Source organism: Halopseudomonas sp. (genome assembly GCF_036960865.1).
Classification (GTDB): Bacteria; Pseudomonadota; Gammaproteobacteria; order Pseudomonadales; family Pseudomonadaceae; genus Halopseudomonas.
This window is the reverse complement of record NZ_JBALWE010000002.1, coordinates 13,964-29,457: the sequence shown is the minus strand read 5'-3', so window position 1 is coordinate 29,457 and position 15,494 is coordinate 13,964. Positions and strand designations below refer to the sequence as shown.

At 56.7% G+C, this 15,494-nt stretch carries 15 protein-coding genes; 8 read left to right on the top strand and 7 right to left on the bottom strand.

Going from position 1 to position 15,494, the window contains the following annotated elements:
• The first annotated feature begins 75 nt into the window (after positions 1-75).
• From surE to V7747_RS02520, 8 genes are all read left to right on the top strand, one after another.
• The gene (gene surE, locus V7747_RS02555; protein WP_335614500.1) at positions 76-915 is read left to right on the top strand and encodes a 5'/3'-nucleotidase SurE; all 840 of its coding nucleotides are present in this window, start codon (positions 76-78) and stop codon (positions 913-915) included.
• Positions 916-982: 67 nt separating this feature from the next.
• Positions 983-1,771, top strand: a complete 789-nt coding sequence (locus V7747_RS02550; RefSeq protein ID WP_335614499.1) for an SDR family NAD(P)-dependent oxidoreductase — start codon at positions 983-985, stop codon at positions 1,769-1,771.
• Positions 1,772-1,985: 214 nt separating this feature from the next.
• Positions 1,986-2,516 carry a methylated-DNA--[protein]-cysteine S-methyltransferase gene (locus V7747_RS02545; protein ID WP_335614498.1) on the top strand — a complete coding sequence of 177 codons (531 nt, stop codon included), beginning with the start codon at positions 1,986-1,988 and terminating at the stop codon, positions 2,514-2,516.
• Complete coding sequence (gene alkB / locus V7747_RS02540; RefSeq protein ID WP_335614497.1) at positions 2,500-3,156, top strand: DNA oxidative demethylase AlkB; 657 nt, start codon at positions 2,500-2,502, stop codon at positions 3,154-3,156. Before V7747_RS02545 ends, alkB begins: the two co-directional genes overlap by 17 nt.
• Before the next feature lie 572 nt (positions 3,157-3,728).
• Positions 3,729-4,430: a phosphatase PAP2 family protein gene (locus V7747_RS02535; protein ID WP_335614496.1), complete on the top strand. Its 702-nt coding sequence runs from the start codon at positions 3,729-3,731 to the stop codon at positions 4,428-4,430.
• Positions 4,431-4,436: 6 nt separating this feature from the next.
• Complete coding sequence (locus V7747_RS02530; RefSeq protein WP_335614495.1) at positions 4,437-5,222, top strand: DUF1206 domain-containing protein; 786 nt, start codon at positions 4,437-4,439, stop codon at positions 5,220-5,222.
• 24 nt (positions 5,223-5,246) lie between these two features.
• Complete coding sequence (locus V7747_RS02525; RefSeq protein ID WP_335614494.1) at positions 5,247-6,149, top strand: lipid kinase; 903 nt, start codon at positions 5,247-5,249, stop codon at positions 6,147-6,149.
• A 1-nt stretch (position 6,150) separates the two neighbouring features.
• The gene (locus tag V7747_RS02520) at positions 6,151-6,588 is read left to right on the top strand and encodes a hypothetical protein (RefSeq protein WP_335614493.1); all 438 of its coding nucleotides are present in this window, start codon (positions 6,151-6,153) and stop codon (positions 6,586-6,588) included.
• Positions 6,589-6,915: 327 nt separating this feature from the next.
• Here V7747_RS02520 and V7747_RS02515 read toward each other — a convergent pair whose 3' ends face one another.
• From V7747_RS02515 to V7747_RS02485, 7 genes are all read right to left on the bottom strand, one after another.
• A complete protein-coding gene (locus V7747_RS02515; protein WP_335614492.1) occupies positions 6,916-7,740 on the bottom strand; it encodes a hypothetical protein in 825 nt (274 codons plus the stop codon).
• A gap of 9 nt (positions 7,741-7,749) precedes the next feature.
• A complete protein-coding gene (locus V7747_RS02510; RefSeq protein ID WP_335614491.1) occupies positions 7,750-9,477 on the bottom strand; it encodes a hypothetical protein in 1,728 nt (575 codons plus the stop codon).
• A gap of 208 nt (positions 9,478-9,685) precedes the next feature.
• Positions 9,686-10,285, bottom strand: coding sequence for an IMPACT family protein (locus V7747_RS02505; protein WP_335614490.1), 600 nt, complete (start codon positions 10,283-10,285; stop codon positions 9,686-9,688).
• A gap of 71 nt (positions 10,286-10,356) precedes the next feature.
• Positions 10,357-10,848 carry a helix-turn-helix domain-containing protein gene (locus V7747_RS02500; RefSeq protein ID WP_335614489.1) on the bottom strand — a complete coding sequence of 164 codons (492 nt, stop codon included), beginning with the start codon at positions 10,846-10,848 and terminating at the stop codon, positions 10,357-10,359.
• Entirely contained in the window at positions 10,845-12,161 is a 1,317-nt protein-coding gene (locus V7747_RS02495) for a type II toxin-antitoxin system HipA family toxin (protein WP_335614488.1), read from the bottom strand. The genes V7747_RS02500 and V7747_RS02495 overlap by 4 nt, the downstream gene beginning before the upstream one ends.
• A gap of 233 nt (positions 12,162-12,394) precedes the next feature.
• A complete protein-coding gene (locus tag V7747_RS02490; RefSeq protein WP_335614487.1) occupies positions 12,395-14,194 on the bottom strand; it encodes an acyl-CoA dehydrogenase in 1,800 nt (599 codons plus the stop codon).
• Positions 14,195-14,300: 106 nt separating this feature from the next.
• A complete protein-coding gene (locus V7747_RS02485) occupies positions 14,301-15,485 on the bottom strand; it encodes an acetyl-CoA C-acyltransferase (RefSeq protein ID WP_092284740.1) in 1,185 nt (394 codons plus the stop codon).
• Positions 15,486-15,494 lie beyond the last annotated feature (9 nt).

Sequence of the window (15,494 nt, the reverse complement as noted above, 5' to 3'; positions counted from 1 at the left end):
GCACTACCCCGGCGGGGCACCTGTTCAGGTGCCCCGTTTTGCTTCCGACCCTACCACCTTCGTCAAGGAATCCTGATGTCCAAGCCCATCAAGCGCGTACTGCTGACCAACGACGACGGTTGGCGCGGCCCCGGCCTGAAAGTGCTGGAAGAGATTGCCGCGCAGATCGCAGAGGAAGTCTGGATCGTCTCCCCCGATCTGGACCAGAGCGGCGTTTCCATGTCGATCTCGGTGCATCACCCGTTGCGCGTACACCACTTTGAAGAGCGCCGCTTCAGCGTCAGCGGCACACCGAGTGACTGCGTCCTGCTGGGCGTGGCCGAACTGATGCCCGAAAAGCCCGACCTGGTGCTCTCCGGCGTCAACCACGGCGCCAACATCAGCGACTCGGTCGCCTATTCCGGCACCATCGGCGGCGCCCTCACCGGCACCCTGCTGGGCATCCCGGCCATCGCCCTCAGTCAGGCCTACCATGCCGGTGTACCCACCGAATGGGACACCGCCCGCCAATACGGCGCCCCACTGGTGCGCGAACTGCTGGACGCCGGCTGGCCGGAAGACTGCGCCATGAACATCAACTTCCCCGCGCTGCCACCCAAACAGGTACGCGGCGTCGCCATCTGCCGGCCGCAACGCGGCAGCATCGGCGGCGTGAACATCGAGCGCCGCGAAGATACCCGTGGCGTGCCCTATTATTGGTTGGGCTTTCAGCGTCAGACCGAAAAGGTCACCGGCCTGCAGTCTGACGTCGGTGCCCTGCGTGAGGGCCTGATCAGCCTGTCGCCGGTGCGCATCGAGCGCGATATCGCCAGCAGCTGGCAGGTCAATACGGCCAGCCTGGCCGGCCGTATCGGCATCGACGAAGAGCAAGCCGCCGGCCGCGCGCCCAAGGGCGAAGTCAGCATCGACCATTGACCACAACGACACCGGGTGGCAGCGCTCCGCCGCTGCCCGCCACGCAACACAGCAGAGGACAGGAACCATGCAACGCTTTGATAACAAGATTGCCCTGATCACCGGCGCCGGCAGCGGCATCGGCCGTGCTACCGCCAAGCGGCTGGCCAGTGAAGGCGCCAAGCTCATGTTGGTCGACCGCAACGCCGAAGGTCTGCAGCAGACCCTCAGCGAGCTGCCCGCTGGCACCGAGGTGCAGCACCGCGAAATGGACGTTTCGGAAGAAGCCGCCGTCGAACAGTGCGTGGCCGACACCGTCGCTCACTACGGCAGCCTGGATGTGCTCTGCAACAACGCCGGTATCGCCGGCGGTGACTACAGCGGCGCCCCCGAACAGAGCCTGGAGACCTGGCAGAAGATCATTTCCGTCAACCTCTACGGCGTCATGCTGTTTACCAAGTACGCCTCGCAGCAGATGCTGAAACAGGGCCAGGGCGCCATCGTCAACACCGCCTCCGTGGCCGGCATTCGCTCCGGCGCTGGCGGCAATGCCTACAGCGCCTCCAAGGCCGGTGTAATCAATTTCACCATGACCTCTGCCTGCGATCTGGGCGGCAACAACATCCGCGTCAACGCCGTGTGCCCGGGCCTGATCGAAACCGGCATCACCAAGCGCGTGTTCGACTACGCCCGCGAAAACAACAAGGAAGACAAGCTCGGCAGCCGCTGCGAACTGCGCCGTTACGGCCACCCGGAAGAGATCGCCAGCGTCATCGCCTTTCTCGCCAGCGACGACGCCAGCTACGTCACCGGCCAGGCCCTGGCGGTGGACGGCGGCAATACCGCTTCGCTGAATCTGCCCGGCATGAAGTTCTAACCGAGAAGCTACCTGCGTGGCCATCGCTGCGTTAAAAGCAGGCTCAAAATGCTCATTTACAACTTGTAAACTCCGCTTTTTCGCCTGCTTTTGCCTTGCGCTGGCTGCCTCGCCTACGCTTCTCAACAACTGTGAAAGTCCGGCAGCACTTGCTGCCGACTAAAGTAAGTCGGACACTGAACGCTGACAAGCCACCACAGCAGCGTACACGCCCATGTCTACCCAACCCCTTGCCATCGACTACCTTACCGGCCACTGCTCCCTTGGCGGCCTGTTGCTGGGCGCCTGTGAACTCGGCATTTGCGCCATCCTGCTGGGCGACGACGATGAAAGCCTGCTGCACGACCTGCAGCGCCGCTTTCCCGGCGCCAGCCTGCAACCCAACCCCGCGCGCCTGCGCGCCGATCTGCAGCAACTGCTGGCCTTTATCGAGCGCCCGCGCCAGCCGCTTGCGCTCAGCATGCCGCTGAACGCCGTCGGTACCGCCTTTCAGCAGCACGTGTGGGAAGAGCTGCAGCAGGTCGGCAATGGCCGCACCATCAGTTACAGCGAACTGGCCGGCCGCCTCGGCAAACCCAAGGCCACCCGCGCCGTTGCCAGCGCCTGCGCCGCCAACCCGCTGGCCATCGTCGTGCCCTGCCACCGCGTGCTGCGCAGCGATGGCGATATTTCCGGCTACCGCTGGGGCGTGGCGCGCAAAAAGGAACTTCTGCGCCGGGAGGCCACCTTTGCAGAACAGCCTTGACCTCTTCGCCCCGCCCACCGCAGAGCCCATCGCGATTGGCCCAGACGCCTGGTTGCTGAAAGGCTTTGCCCATGTGCAGGCGGATGACCTGCTCGCAGAAATAGGCCAGATCGAACAACAAGCCGCCTTCCGCCATCAGGTCACGCCCGGTGGCCATGCCATGTCGTCAGCCCAGACCAGCTGTGGCACCTACGGCTGGATCACCGACAAGCGCGGTTACCGCTATACCACTGAAGACCCTTTGACCGGTCAACCCTGGCCGGCCATGCCCTCCTCTTTTCGTGAGCTGGCGGTTCGGGCTGCGGCTCACGCTGGGTTCGACGGTTTTGATCCGCAGTCATGTTTGATCAATCGCTATCAAACCGGCGCGGGTATGGGGTTGCATCAGGACAAGGACGAACAGGATCTCGCCGCGCCTATCGTCTCGGTGACCTTGGGTGCGCCTATTACGTTTTTGTTTGGCGGCATGCAGCGCTCGGACAAGCCCAGCCGGTGGTTGTTGGAGCATGGGGATGTGGTGGTTTGGGGTGGTGTCAGTCGGTTGTATTTTCACGGCGTGGCGCCGCTGGGTAAGAAGGCGGTGCATCCGGTTACGGGGGCGGTTCGGTATAACCTGACCTTTCGGCGGGTGGTGGGTTAGGTCGTCATTCGTTGGTGAGTATTTGTATGCTGCCTCCTTATCGCATTTCGCCTTGCTGGCGAGCCAAGGGTGGCCGCTTGCCCGGCCCCCCTTAGCAATCCCCCCGGGCACCCAGCTGCGCGGCCCTGCGGGTTCGCTGCGTTGCTCGCCCGCTCAGATGGGAATTTATGGTCCGTGCAGCCCCGAGCTCGTGCTGAAAATTAGAATCAAAATCCAATCCCCACTTCTCGGACTCGAAAACTATCGCAAGCCGTTTCTCACTGCGCAGCGGCATGAGCCCTGGCGCCAGCTGGGGCGGAGAAACTTAATCACGGCCGCCGTGTCCGAATTTCAAGGCTGTAGCGATCGTCTCGACCAGCAGCCGCTTTTCAAATGGCGCTATCACCACCAGGGCAGCGCCCAAGACCAGCCTCCTCCGGGAGCGCCAAGCTGGTTTTTTATACGACAACATGGCGTCAGCACGCGCCGCTCTCCTGCGAGTTACGACGGCAGCCGTCGTTAGCATCCGTGCTCGTCGTGCATTGCCAAGTCGAGCCCTGTCATGGGTTATCAGGTAAGGATAAGGACGCGTTATGAACGGATTTTTGACATGGCTAGGGCGACGTGAAATAGCCTTCTGGGTCGTGCTGGTACTGCTGACCGGGTCGCTGTGGTTGTTTATGAACGTCGCTGATGAGGTGATGGAAGGCGAAACGCTGGAGTTGGATAAAAGCATATTGCTGTCATTGCGTAACCCAGCCAACCATGAAGACCCGCTTGGCCCACCCTGGCTGGAACAGGTAGGGCACGACATTACGGCCTTGGGGGGCAACACCGTGCTTACCCTGCTCAGCACCTGGGTTATCGTCTTTCTGTTACTGGTTCAGAAGCGCAAGCTGGCACTGGTCGTGCTGCTGGCGACCGGCGGCGCATTGATCGCCAGCCTGATGCTGAAAAGCGGTTTTGATCGAGCCAGACCCGATCTGGTGACGCATGCCACCCAGGTTTACACCTCCAGCTTCCCCAGCGGCCACTCCATGCTGTCTGCCAGTGCGTACCTCACGCTCGGCGCCCTGCTGGCGCAGTTTCAAACGAGCCGGCGGATTAAAGCGCTCATCATGTTCACCTCGGTGTTGTTGACGCTGTTGATCGGTGTGAGCCGCGTTTACCTCGGCGTGCACTGGCCTACCGATGTGGTCGCCGGCTGGACGGTCGGTGCCGCCTGGGCGCTGATGTGCTGGTATCTCGCTCGACACTTTGTACACCAGAAAATAGACAGCAAATTACGGGAGTAATGGGCGTTGATTAACCTCAATAAGTACACAGCGTGGGCGCGAATGGGGTATGCCGCCAGAGGCGTTATTTATCTGACCATTGGCATCCTGGCCATTTTGTCTGTGCTGGGTGCAGGTGAGTCAGACGCGGACAGCAAAGGCGCCATTATGAGCCTCAAAAGCCAGCCCTTTGGCGAAGCCTTGTTGATCGTTCTGGTCGTCGGCCTTATCGGTTATATCCTCTGGCGAGCCATCCAGGGCATAGGCGACGCCGACGATCACGGCACCTCGGTAAAAGGCCTGGCCATACGGAGCGGTTTAGTCATCAGCGCTATTACCCATAGCGTGCTGTGCTTCTGGATCATCAAGCTGTTACTGCACACCACCGAGAAGTCTCCTGGTCAGTCGGCCTCCTCCACAGTGTCTGATTATGTTGGCTCGGATGTCACTGCATGGTTGGTCGGGCTGGTGGGCGTTATCGTCATTGGGGTTGGGCTGGCACATTTGTATAAAGGCTATACCTGCGGTTTCAAGAAATACATGGACTTCCCGGCGGACAAGAGCGACTGGATGACGCGCGTGTGTCAGTTTGGTCTGATTGCCCGGGGCGTGGTGTGGGGGATTGTAGGCTGGGTGGTCCTGCGCTCTGCCATTGTGGCCGGTTCCAGCGATAAAAAAGGCATCAGCGATGCCTTTGAGTGGCTGCGTACTTCACCCTTTGGCACCTGGCTCATCCTGATCGTTGCGGCGGGCCTGTTCGCTTTCGGCGTGTATAGCTTCCTGGAAGCACTGTATCGCCGAATCAGCAAGTAACGCGGCCCCACAAGGAACCGATACGTGAAACATGCATTACTGATCATTAACCCGCATAGCCGAAATGGCCAGGTAGATGCTCTGGATGACGCCATTGAGGTGCTAAAAGCCTCAGGCATTGAGGTCTCTGTGCGCGAATCCGAGAGCGAAGAGTACCTCGCCTCGCTGATTGAGCAATACGATCGGGAAGACGGCATAGTCGTCATCGGCGGCGGCGATGGCACCATCAGTTCGGCGCTCGACGCCCTGTATCGTTGCCAACGCACGGTGGCTGTTTTGCCCATGGGCACGGCCAATGATTTCGCGCGTTCCATTGGCGTACCGCAAGACCTCCCAGGCGCCGCAAAGGTGATTGTCGAGGGCAAGCGCAGACGCATCAGCCTGGGCAAGATTGATGATAAACACCTGTTTATCAACGTGGCGCACGTGGGCCTTGGGGTGGATGTAACCCATGAACTCAGTTCTGATAGCAAGAAGTTCTTCGGGGTATTCGCCTACCTGGGTGCTTTCCTGCGGGCGATAAAAGGGAACAAAAGCTTCAAACTGCGCATCCAGGCAGAAGGCTGGGATTGCTCGATGAAGGTGATACACCTGGCGGTAGGCAACGGCCGCTATTACGGCGGTGGCAACATCGTTGATGAGCGCGCCACCCTTTTCGATGAAGTATTCAATTTGTTCTTCATCAAGCCAAAACCCTGGTGGCAATTGCTGTTACTGGGCCCCACGCTGCGCAAGGGCGCTTCCCAAACGACCGAGCACATTGTGCGCAACACAGCGAGGAAGTTCAGCATTCGGACGTCGCATGCCAAGGAGCTGGAAGCCGATGGCGAATTTGTAACGCGCACGCCGGCTGAGTTTGAGCTCATTCCTGAGGCGATAGAAGTCATAGTGGGAGACGTGCCTGAACCAACCACGGGAGCGAATTGATATGTCGATACTGCGTACAGATGAGCAGGTTGATGCGCTGGAGATATTGAAATCAGTCATGAAGACTGCGCACTTCTACCGCGCAATGAGTGAGCAGTTAGGGCAAGACCGCATTGGCAAACTGCTGGCTGATATCGCCGATAAGCGCGAAGCCTACGTGGCGCCCTTTGAGCAGGTGGTGAAACAGCTGCACGAACTCCCCGCCCCGCCGGATGCGGACGAGGAGTGGCTCGAGGAGCTGGGAGGCAAGATTGCCAAGTTTCTTTCTGGCGATTCCAAAACCACAGTGCTGGAGAAGTGTCTTGAAAAGGACGATGCGCTCGTTGAGCTGCTCAATGGCGCTGAGCTGGGGGACAAGGCGCCTGAGTTCAAGCGGTTGATTGATGATCTTGAGGGGCATCTTGCTGATACCAGGGAGCGTATTAGGGATTGCGAGTAGGCGCTTTGAGGCGCTGTTGAACGCCGCATACTTTTACCTAGGCGCTACTACCGCAGCGGTTGGCGGTGAATTTTAACGTTTGTTGCCGATCATCTCTGCGCGAGCTGATTAGCGCTTTCGCCTCTAGGCGAGTCAGAGGGGAATGCTCGCCCATTCCCCTCTAAAAACTCCCGAGCGCACCCAACTGCGCGGCCCTTCGGGTTCGCTGAGTTGCTCCCCCGCGCAGATGGAAAATATAAGCAGCATTAATATAAACTGACGACCAAAAACGAAAGCCCCGTGCAAGTAGTATTATTAAAAAATAAAAGCCATGTTAAAAATTAAAGTTTAAAGATTGTAATCCAATTTTAGCTTAGCCATACAAGAGGCAGGAGTGATCTTGTGCCGCCCTCGCCTGCTGCCTAACTCTAATTTGCAGCAAAATATGTTCCAAATTTGCAAAAACCTTTTTCTTTCTTCCAGGGGCTCCCAGTCGGATCTACCCCTCCAATCCTCAGCCCACCTATTACACATTTCCGAAAAAAGTGAGCGATTATAAGTCACTACCAAAGAATCAAGCGTTGCCGCTGCACTTTGAAGAAAACCGAAATCGACAAGTATTTCAACTGACCTAGAAAACTGCTGGATATCTATTTGCACAGCATTCCTTCCAGGAAGAAAGCCGGCGTTATGCACCAAACCATGCCGCAAATGACAAATCGTATCAAAATCTCGAAGAATGCTATTAAAAACGCTACCTTTCATCTCAAAGCCGAGATAGTTTTTTGATGCAGACATAAGCTCCTTTGAAGAGGTAAAAGACATATGCTCGAAAGCACTTCTTCGAAAACCCTCCTGCCCATGCCAGAGCACACCACCCAAATTAATCTGTTTCTCAGCAGCGGTCTTCTTGGATATAGGACAAATATCTAGAGAAGCAGAAAGAATTGAGCGGAAATACCCTTCTGCCGCAGAAAATAAGCCCAGCAGCAAATAGCCACCGAGTTTACTCATCTCATTCAGTCGTTCCGGCGTGCCATAACCAATAATCTCTCTGGAAGACTGTAAATAAAAATCGATAGGAGCAGGCATATCTTGCTCAGTCATACAATCGCTCAGCCCCGTTAGAGCTGCGGTCGGAGGAGCTTCGCAAACAAAATCTTCTACTTCCATGTCCTCACCTCAAGAAACATATTCTTCCGCCGCGCTCACAATCTTAACGGATCTAGCTTTTTTAATATACTTAATAGCCATTAGCTGCTCGCGGCTATTATCAATCAATATATCTCTAACCTTTCTGATCTGGGAGTGCTTTTTTATTCTATCTTTGATCGCAGACGAAATATCGAGAACAGATATATCCTGATCTGCAAGCTGCTCATAAGTCGAAGAGGACTTAAGACGTGAACCACAGAAAGAGCAAAAATGAGCCTCGGGTGTAACCCGTTCCTTCCCGCACACTTGACAGTGAGGGAGGGATATTCTGAAGTCATCGCTAGACAAACGCGTAGCTTCGAATATCCGGTTAGAGAACGTTCTAGGCCAAGAAGAGTGTTTTTTTGCACGCAACACTTCGAGAAATAGAGATATAGACTTTGTCCTACGTCCAACAATAGCGTTATCAGTCACCAAGTCGCCAATATGTACTTCATAAACAGCGAACACTCCGTTTTCGCCGCGGGAAAATTCACCAATAGACATCACCAGACCGGCGTATTGATAAAAGCTTATCACCTTCTCCAAATTTGGATCTAACGGGATTCTTATCCCGAACTGCATTGTTTGCTCAGAACGCTCCTTCCCCGAGTTAAATTCTTTTATATTATCTAGAAGAGCTCTGTAAATCACATCGCCATTCATCACGTAGCTTTTAAGAGATGGGACTTTTGTCTCCAAAGAGGTGTATACCCCATGAGACATCTCTTTCCCACTTCTAGACAAAGCAAGGACTTTAGACTTAGAGAGAGTCCCATCGGTATTAAAGTAAGACTCAGGGGAGTTATAAATTGACCTAAGCATACCTAGAAAAGCACGAGGAATACCAAATGAACAATATGCTAAAAATGCAACATCATCCTTATTCTCGTCCGTTAGCCTTACCTGTGTGCCTTCAAAGCGCTTGCGCGCCATCTCCATCATGAACCTTTCGTAGTGATCGCCTGAGGGTTTAACCCACACATCAATCTGTTCTGCGTCATGACCCACTTGGAAGGAAGGGGAATGTGAAGTAACTCCAGGATAGACCGCGGCCTTGGGCGATATCGATTTTGATTTTACCGCCCTAAAAAAGTCAAAAAAATCCTCTTGTTGCTTCCCTAAAAATGCGTGCGCTGCGTCATCAATTAATAGCACGCATCGATTAATACTATTCCTATCAAGAATTTCATGGATAATTTCTTGAAGAAACGGGACGCTAAATCTATCTATCTCAGCATTCTCTGTAACGCCAGCTTCAATTTTAACAAGAGCCTTCTCAACAAAGTCTTTTTTTGGAAACGACTCGGGGAAATCCACACCGTCGATTTGCTCCAAGGTTAGACGAAGAGCTTCTAAGACCTTTAGAGAGAGCCACCCCTTAAACCAAAATGGCGCATTAGCACCTTTGCTATATAGAGGCTCCACCTTCAGGGCTAATTTAAAATTTACATAAACTGGCAAAGCTTGCGCACCAACTGACTTCAGCATTTGGTGGAACGCTTTTAGCATCAGAGTACTTTTACCGCAGCCACGAGGACCGATGAGTAATTTCGCACCTCCACCCATTAGCTTCCTGAGAATAGCCTCTTCCTCAGGATGCTCAATAGTCAGTTCAGCAAATTTTTCAGTATCAATGTATTCGGCTTGCTCAATGAAGTTAATTTCGAAAGGAAGCTCGTCATCTGAGTCTACTGTTAATTTTCTTTTAGCCATGAAATTAAACCAAAGCTGGGATTTTTTAAAAGACTACTTGATTTTCTCGTCTATGTGTAGGGAATAACCGCCGGCATAGTGCTTTCCAATAGTGTTTTGGGTCAGATTGAGGAAAACGGGGTCAGATGAAAATTAATGCCTCTGGTCTACCTAGTTATTCTGCTTTGAGTGACTGCCCACGGCCAAACGCCCTGCCCGCCGCCCTGGCTCAGTACACTGGAGTATCTGCCAGCTCCCAACCAAGCTCACCCCGCGTAACCGACAACAGCTGCTCCTGCAGAGCGCCGACTGAGGTAGCGGGCAAACTCACCTGCAAGCGCACCGCCTGCCCGTGACTAACGTCGAGCAGCTCACCGCCGAGCTCGGCGATCAGATTGCGAGCGATACCTTCGTGAGCGTAGGCCAGTTCGCAGTAGAGGGTTTGGGTGGGGATGTGTTCGATTTTGTCGGCTTGCAGCAGCGCCTGGGCTACGGCGTCGGTATAGGCACGTACCAGGCCACCGGCACCCAGTTTCACGCCGCCGAAGTAGCGCACCACGGTGGCCAGCACGCCGTCCAGTTGTTGATGGCGTAGTACGTCGAGCATGGGGCGGCCGGCGGTGCCGGAGGGTTCGCCGTCGTCTACGGCGGCGCTGTGGCCGCCAGCCAACAGTGCCCAGCACACATGGGCGCAACCGGGGTGCTGCGCGCGCAATTCATTCACCCGAGCCTGCGCTGCGGCGCGGTCTGCGATGGGTTCGACGCAGGCAATAAAGCGGCTTTTGCGGATTTCCAGGGTATGGGTAACGGGGTGAGAGAGGCTGTACATGGCGTAAGCATAACCCGGCGGCTGCGGTGCATACAGGGTCACCCTATGCGCACAGACCGAGCAAAGACTCTCTAAGCGGTTGGGCCATCATCCCGTTTTATAACTTTCGACTTCGCAGTTGCCGCGCTTTTGCCAGCGGCCCCTTTTGGCTTTGCGCCCCTTGATACGGTGCGGGCCGCTTTGCGGTTTGTCTCGTAAGCGTTGGCTGCTTCACTTACTCCGGTGCTTTTTGTAGCGGCAGCGCGACCATTGCTCGTGGGCTGCGTAGCGACTGGCGATGGCTTTGTATACGGCGCAATGGCCTTCATCAGGCCCATGCGCAGGCCAAACTTTCGCAGGATCGAATCAACTGTGCTCAAGGTCGGATTGCCTTTGTCCGTTTCCAGTTGATACAGCGCTCGGGTAGACATGCTGCACATCCTGGCAAAGGTTTCCTGATCAAAGCCTGTGACCTCCAAACGCAGCCTCCGAATGGCCATGCCGAGAGATATGTCACCCTCAGCATGTAGCTGCATGATCTCTTCGATCAGTCGCTTGCGTTCCTCTCCAGTCATGGTGTTCATAGCAGCTCCCATTGCCCCAAGTGCTTATCCAGATCGTTCACCGGCAGGGCCTTGTTTTGACGGATCTCCAGCGGCATATCGACGAGTAAATCTGGCAGCGCTCTTAAGTCATTGGCAGCGCTGCGAAGGCGGTCATACAGTTCATCCTGGGCGTACCAATGCGGGAAGCAGGCACAGATTTCGCGCCAGCCAGGGCGTCCCTTCCGTTCGGCTTCCCATTTCGTTGCCCTGGTTACGCCTTCTGTATCCAGAATCATCGGGGCCAGATCATAGATGGGCGCCAGCTCGAACCTTTCGCGGTAGCGGAATATGGCGGTGTTGCGACCGTGGTTGTCGCTGTTGCCAAGAATTCGGTTAAGCAGGTCTCGACGCAGATACTCAAAGACCAGCTCTGGCACTTCATCGGTTTGCTCGTTGCTGCACCAAAGCTCTATCAGCCTGGACAACACAGTCTCATGCTTGAGTTTCGACCCTGGCTCTGTGTTGCCCAATAGGGAATAGACCGATTCAACCGCGATACGCTCCACGCTCTCGCCATCCACTATGCGGTCAAAACGTGGCATCCACAGGCTGGGCTTTTCCGCTTCTTCCAGGCTCAATCCTTTGGTGGCTACGGTATTCAAACCCAGGCCTGCCACGGCTTTGTAGTAGTGATATTCGGCGCGAAGAATGTTCTTGTCGTTCTCTGTCATCTTGTTGCGGGCGAACTTGACCAGCCAATGCGATTCAACGAGCGAATCATCGAGCATGGCGTCAGCATAAAACTGCCCGTCGCGCCCCTGTGCCAGCAACAGTTTGGGTGCTTCACCCTGAGCGCCCGTGGCTCCGCCCAGCGCAGCGCCGGCCTCGTAGGCGTACTCAAGAAAGTCATTGGTGCGCTCCACCACTTCCTGGCGAGCAAAGGCTTCGACGCCAGAGTCCTCAAGGGCTGCAGCTGATTCTTTTACACGCAGGCTGCCGATAGGCGATGGTGTGCACCGGCCCAGCAAGAACAGATCGATATCCATTCCTTGCGGCTTGTCATCATTGAAACGCCTGAGCAGCGACTGCTTGGCATGACCGGCCGGAATAATGTCGTAAACGAAGGCTGGGAAGCCTTCCGTATCCGCCGGGTTCCAATTAACCGGCAGGTTCACGCTGACGGCATATTCAAATACGTTTTCCGTGGCATCAAAAAAGTCGCTTAGATAGGCCGTGCTGTAGGAAGCCGTAACGCGCGAATCCGCAACGGCTCGCGTATCTGAGAGACTCAGATTCAAAGCGTCGTGCCATTGGCCGTTCACATAGGTTTGGATGGTCAGCACTTCATACATTGCCACAACTCAATCGGCATTAAGATGCTGACAAACTTAGCTCATTACGAATTAACCGGCAATATAAATCCTTTAATCTTACAAAAACCCATTTAAATCGGCACTTTAATGCTGACTGTGCAATTCCATAAGTAATTACCAACGGCTGGGCCTGAAAAGTCCACGGGCCGCGCTAAATACCGCCTCAATAAAAAACCGGGCCCAAGGCCCGGTTTTTCGTCACGCCAACCGAATCAGAAACAATCCAGCGGCATGTCCAGCGTGGTGCGGTCTGCGCTGCGCAGCACTTCTGCCAGCGCCAGCGGCTTGGGCAGCTCGTAGCGCAGGAAGTATTCGCAGGTATTCAGCTTGCCCTGGTAGAAGGCAGGCTGACGGGCGCCGCCGTCTTGCAGGCCCTTGAGTGCCGCTTGCGCCTGGCGCAGCCAGAGCCAGCCGACGACCACGTGACCAAAGCACTCCATGTACAGGTAGGCGTTGGCCAGGGCGCGGTCGGGGTCGGTTTTTTTCATGGCTTGCAGGGCGCTGGTGGTTTCTTCCAGCGTGGCCAGGGCGTTGCTCAGTAGCTCGGCACTGGCTTTCAGCTCGGCGCTGCCGGCTGCGTCCTTGATGGTGGTGCCAATGCGTTGCAGCAACGCCTGGTAGTGCTGCCCGCCAGCCATGCTGACCTTGCGACCGAGCAGGTCCTGGCCCTGAATACCGTGGGTGCCTTCATGGATGGGGTTGAGGCGGTTGTCGCGGTAGAACTGCTCGACCGGGTATTCGCGGGTGTAGCCGTAGCCGCCATGCACCTGAATCGCCAGGCTGTTGGCTTCCAGGCAGAACTGCGAGGGCCAGGATTTGACGATGGGCGTGAGCAGGTCGAGCAGGCCGGCAGCGGCTTCGCGCTCCTCTGCGGTGGGAGCGTGCTTCTTCTCGTCTACCAGGGTGGCAGAGAACAGGCACAGCGACAGGCCGCCTTCAACAAAGGCCTTCTGCGCCAGCAGCATGCGGCGTACATCGGCATGCTGAATCAGCGGGATCATTGGCGTGGCCGGATCGCGTTCGGCCAGCGGGCGACCCTGGGTGCGGTCGCGAGCGTAATCCAGCGCGTGCAGGTAACCGGTGTAACCCAGCATGACCGAACCCAGGCCAACGCCGATGCGCGCCTCGTTCATCATGTGGAACATGCCAGCCAGGCCGTTGTGCGGCTCACCCACCAGATAGCCAACCGCCCCACCCTTCTCACCAAAGTTGAGCATGGTGGAGGTGGTGCCGCGGTAACCCATCTTGTGGATCAGGCCGGCCAGGGTAACGTCGTTGCGCTCGCCCAGGCTGCCGTCGTCGTTGACCAGAAACTTGGGCACGATAAACAGCGAGATACCCTTGGCACCGGGCGGCGCGTCGGGCAGCTTGGCCAGGACCAGGTGCACGATGTTTTCGCTCAGCTCGTGGTCACCGGCGGAGATGAAGATCTTGTTGCCACTGATGCGGTAGGTGCCGTCATCCTGCGGGATTGCCCGGGATTTGATATCGCCCAGGGAGGACCCGGCATGCGGCTCGGTCAGGCACATGGTGCCGAAGAAGCGGCCAGCCATCATCGGCTCGGCGTAGCGCTGCTTCTGCTCGTCGGTGCCGTGCGCCATGATCAGGTTGCTGGCGGCGATGGTCAGACCGGCGTAGGCCTGGGTGCTGACGTTGGCGCCCTTGATCAGGCCGATACAGGTTTGCGAGACCACGGCGGGCAGCTGCATGCCGCCCCGCTCGTAATCCTGCGAGGCGGCCATCAGGCCGGTCTCACGCAGTACGTTCAGCGCTTCGGCCACTTCCGGACGAATCACCACCTTGCCGTTCTCGAAGCGTGGTTCGTCTTCATCGCAGGCGTGGTTGTGCGGCGCGAAGGTTTCGCTGGCGACTTTCAGGGCCAGTTCAACGGCGGCATCAAAGGTGTCGCGGCTATGGTCTTCATAACGCGGAAACTGGGTAAAGCGTTCGATATCCAGCAATTCGTAGAGCAGGAACGCCAGATCCTCGGTGTTGATGATCTTTTGAGACACAGAAAATTCCTCGGAAAGGTCAGCGGCGGATTAGGCCGCAAAAGCAAAACCCGAGCAGGGCCCGGGTTTCGCTTGCAGCTTGGCGCGTGTTGCTTGCCGCTGCGAGTTAGACGATTTCGAACAGACCGGCTGCACCCTGGCCGCCGCCGATGCACATGGTCACGACCACGTACTTGACGCCGCGGCGCTTGCCTTCGATCAGCGCGTGGCCAACCAGACGGGAACCGGTTACGCCGTAGGGGTGGCCGATGGAGATGGAGCCGCCGTTGACGTTGAGGTTTTCCATCGGGATGCCCAGGCGCTCAGCGCAGTAGATCACCTGCGAAGCAAAGGCTTCGTTCAGTTCCCACAGGCCGATGTCGTCCATCTTCAGGCCGTTACGCTCCAGCAGACGTGGAATCGCGAAAACCGGGCCAATGCCCATTTCATCGGGTTCACAACCGGCAACCGCGAAGCCGCGGAAGATACCCATGGGCTGGATGCCCAGCTGCTCGGCAACCTTGCTGTTCATCACGGTGCAGACAGAAGCACCGTCAGACAGCTGGCTGGCGTTACCGGCGGTGATGAAGTTGCCCGGGCCGCGTACGGGCTGCAGACCCGCCAGACCTTCCAGGGTGGTGCCCGGACGGTTGCACTCGTCCTTCACCAGGTTGACGGCCTGATCGGTGATCTCGCCGGTTTCCTTGTTCTGCACCTTCATGATGGTGTCGTAAGGCACGATCTCGTCAGCGAACTTGCCGCTTTCCTGGCCGGCGGCGGTGCGCTGCTGGCTCAGCAGGGAGTATTCGTCCTGCGCTTCACGGCTGACGTTGTAACGCTGGGCAACGATGTCGGCAGTTTCGATCATCGACATGTAGAGCGCGGGCTTGTTCTGTTTGATCCACTCGTTGGTGCCGTGGAACATGTTCAGCTTGTCGTTCTGGCACAGGCTGATGGACTCGACGCCACCGGCAACGATGGCCGGGATTTTTTCGCTGACGACGCGCTGGGCGGCGATGGCGATGGACTGCAGACCGGAGCTGCAGAAACGGTTGATCGACATACCGGCGGTGGTCACCGGCAGGCCGGCGCGGATGGCCGCCAGGCGGGCCATGTTCTTGCCCTGTGCGCCTTCGTGGAAGGTGGCGCCCAGGATTACGTCTTCAACCAGCGAAGGGTCGATACCGGCGCGCTTGACCGCGTGCTCGATAACGTAGCCAGCCATGTCGACACTGTGCGTGTTGTTCAGCGCACCGCGATAGGATTTGCCCAGAGCCGTACGGGCCGTGGATACGATAACTGCGTCAGTCATGTTGTTGCT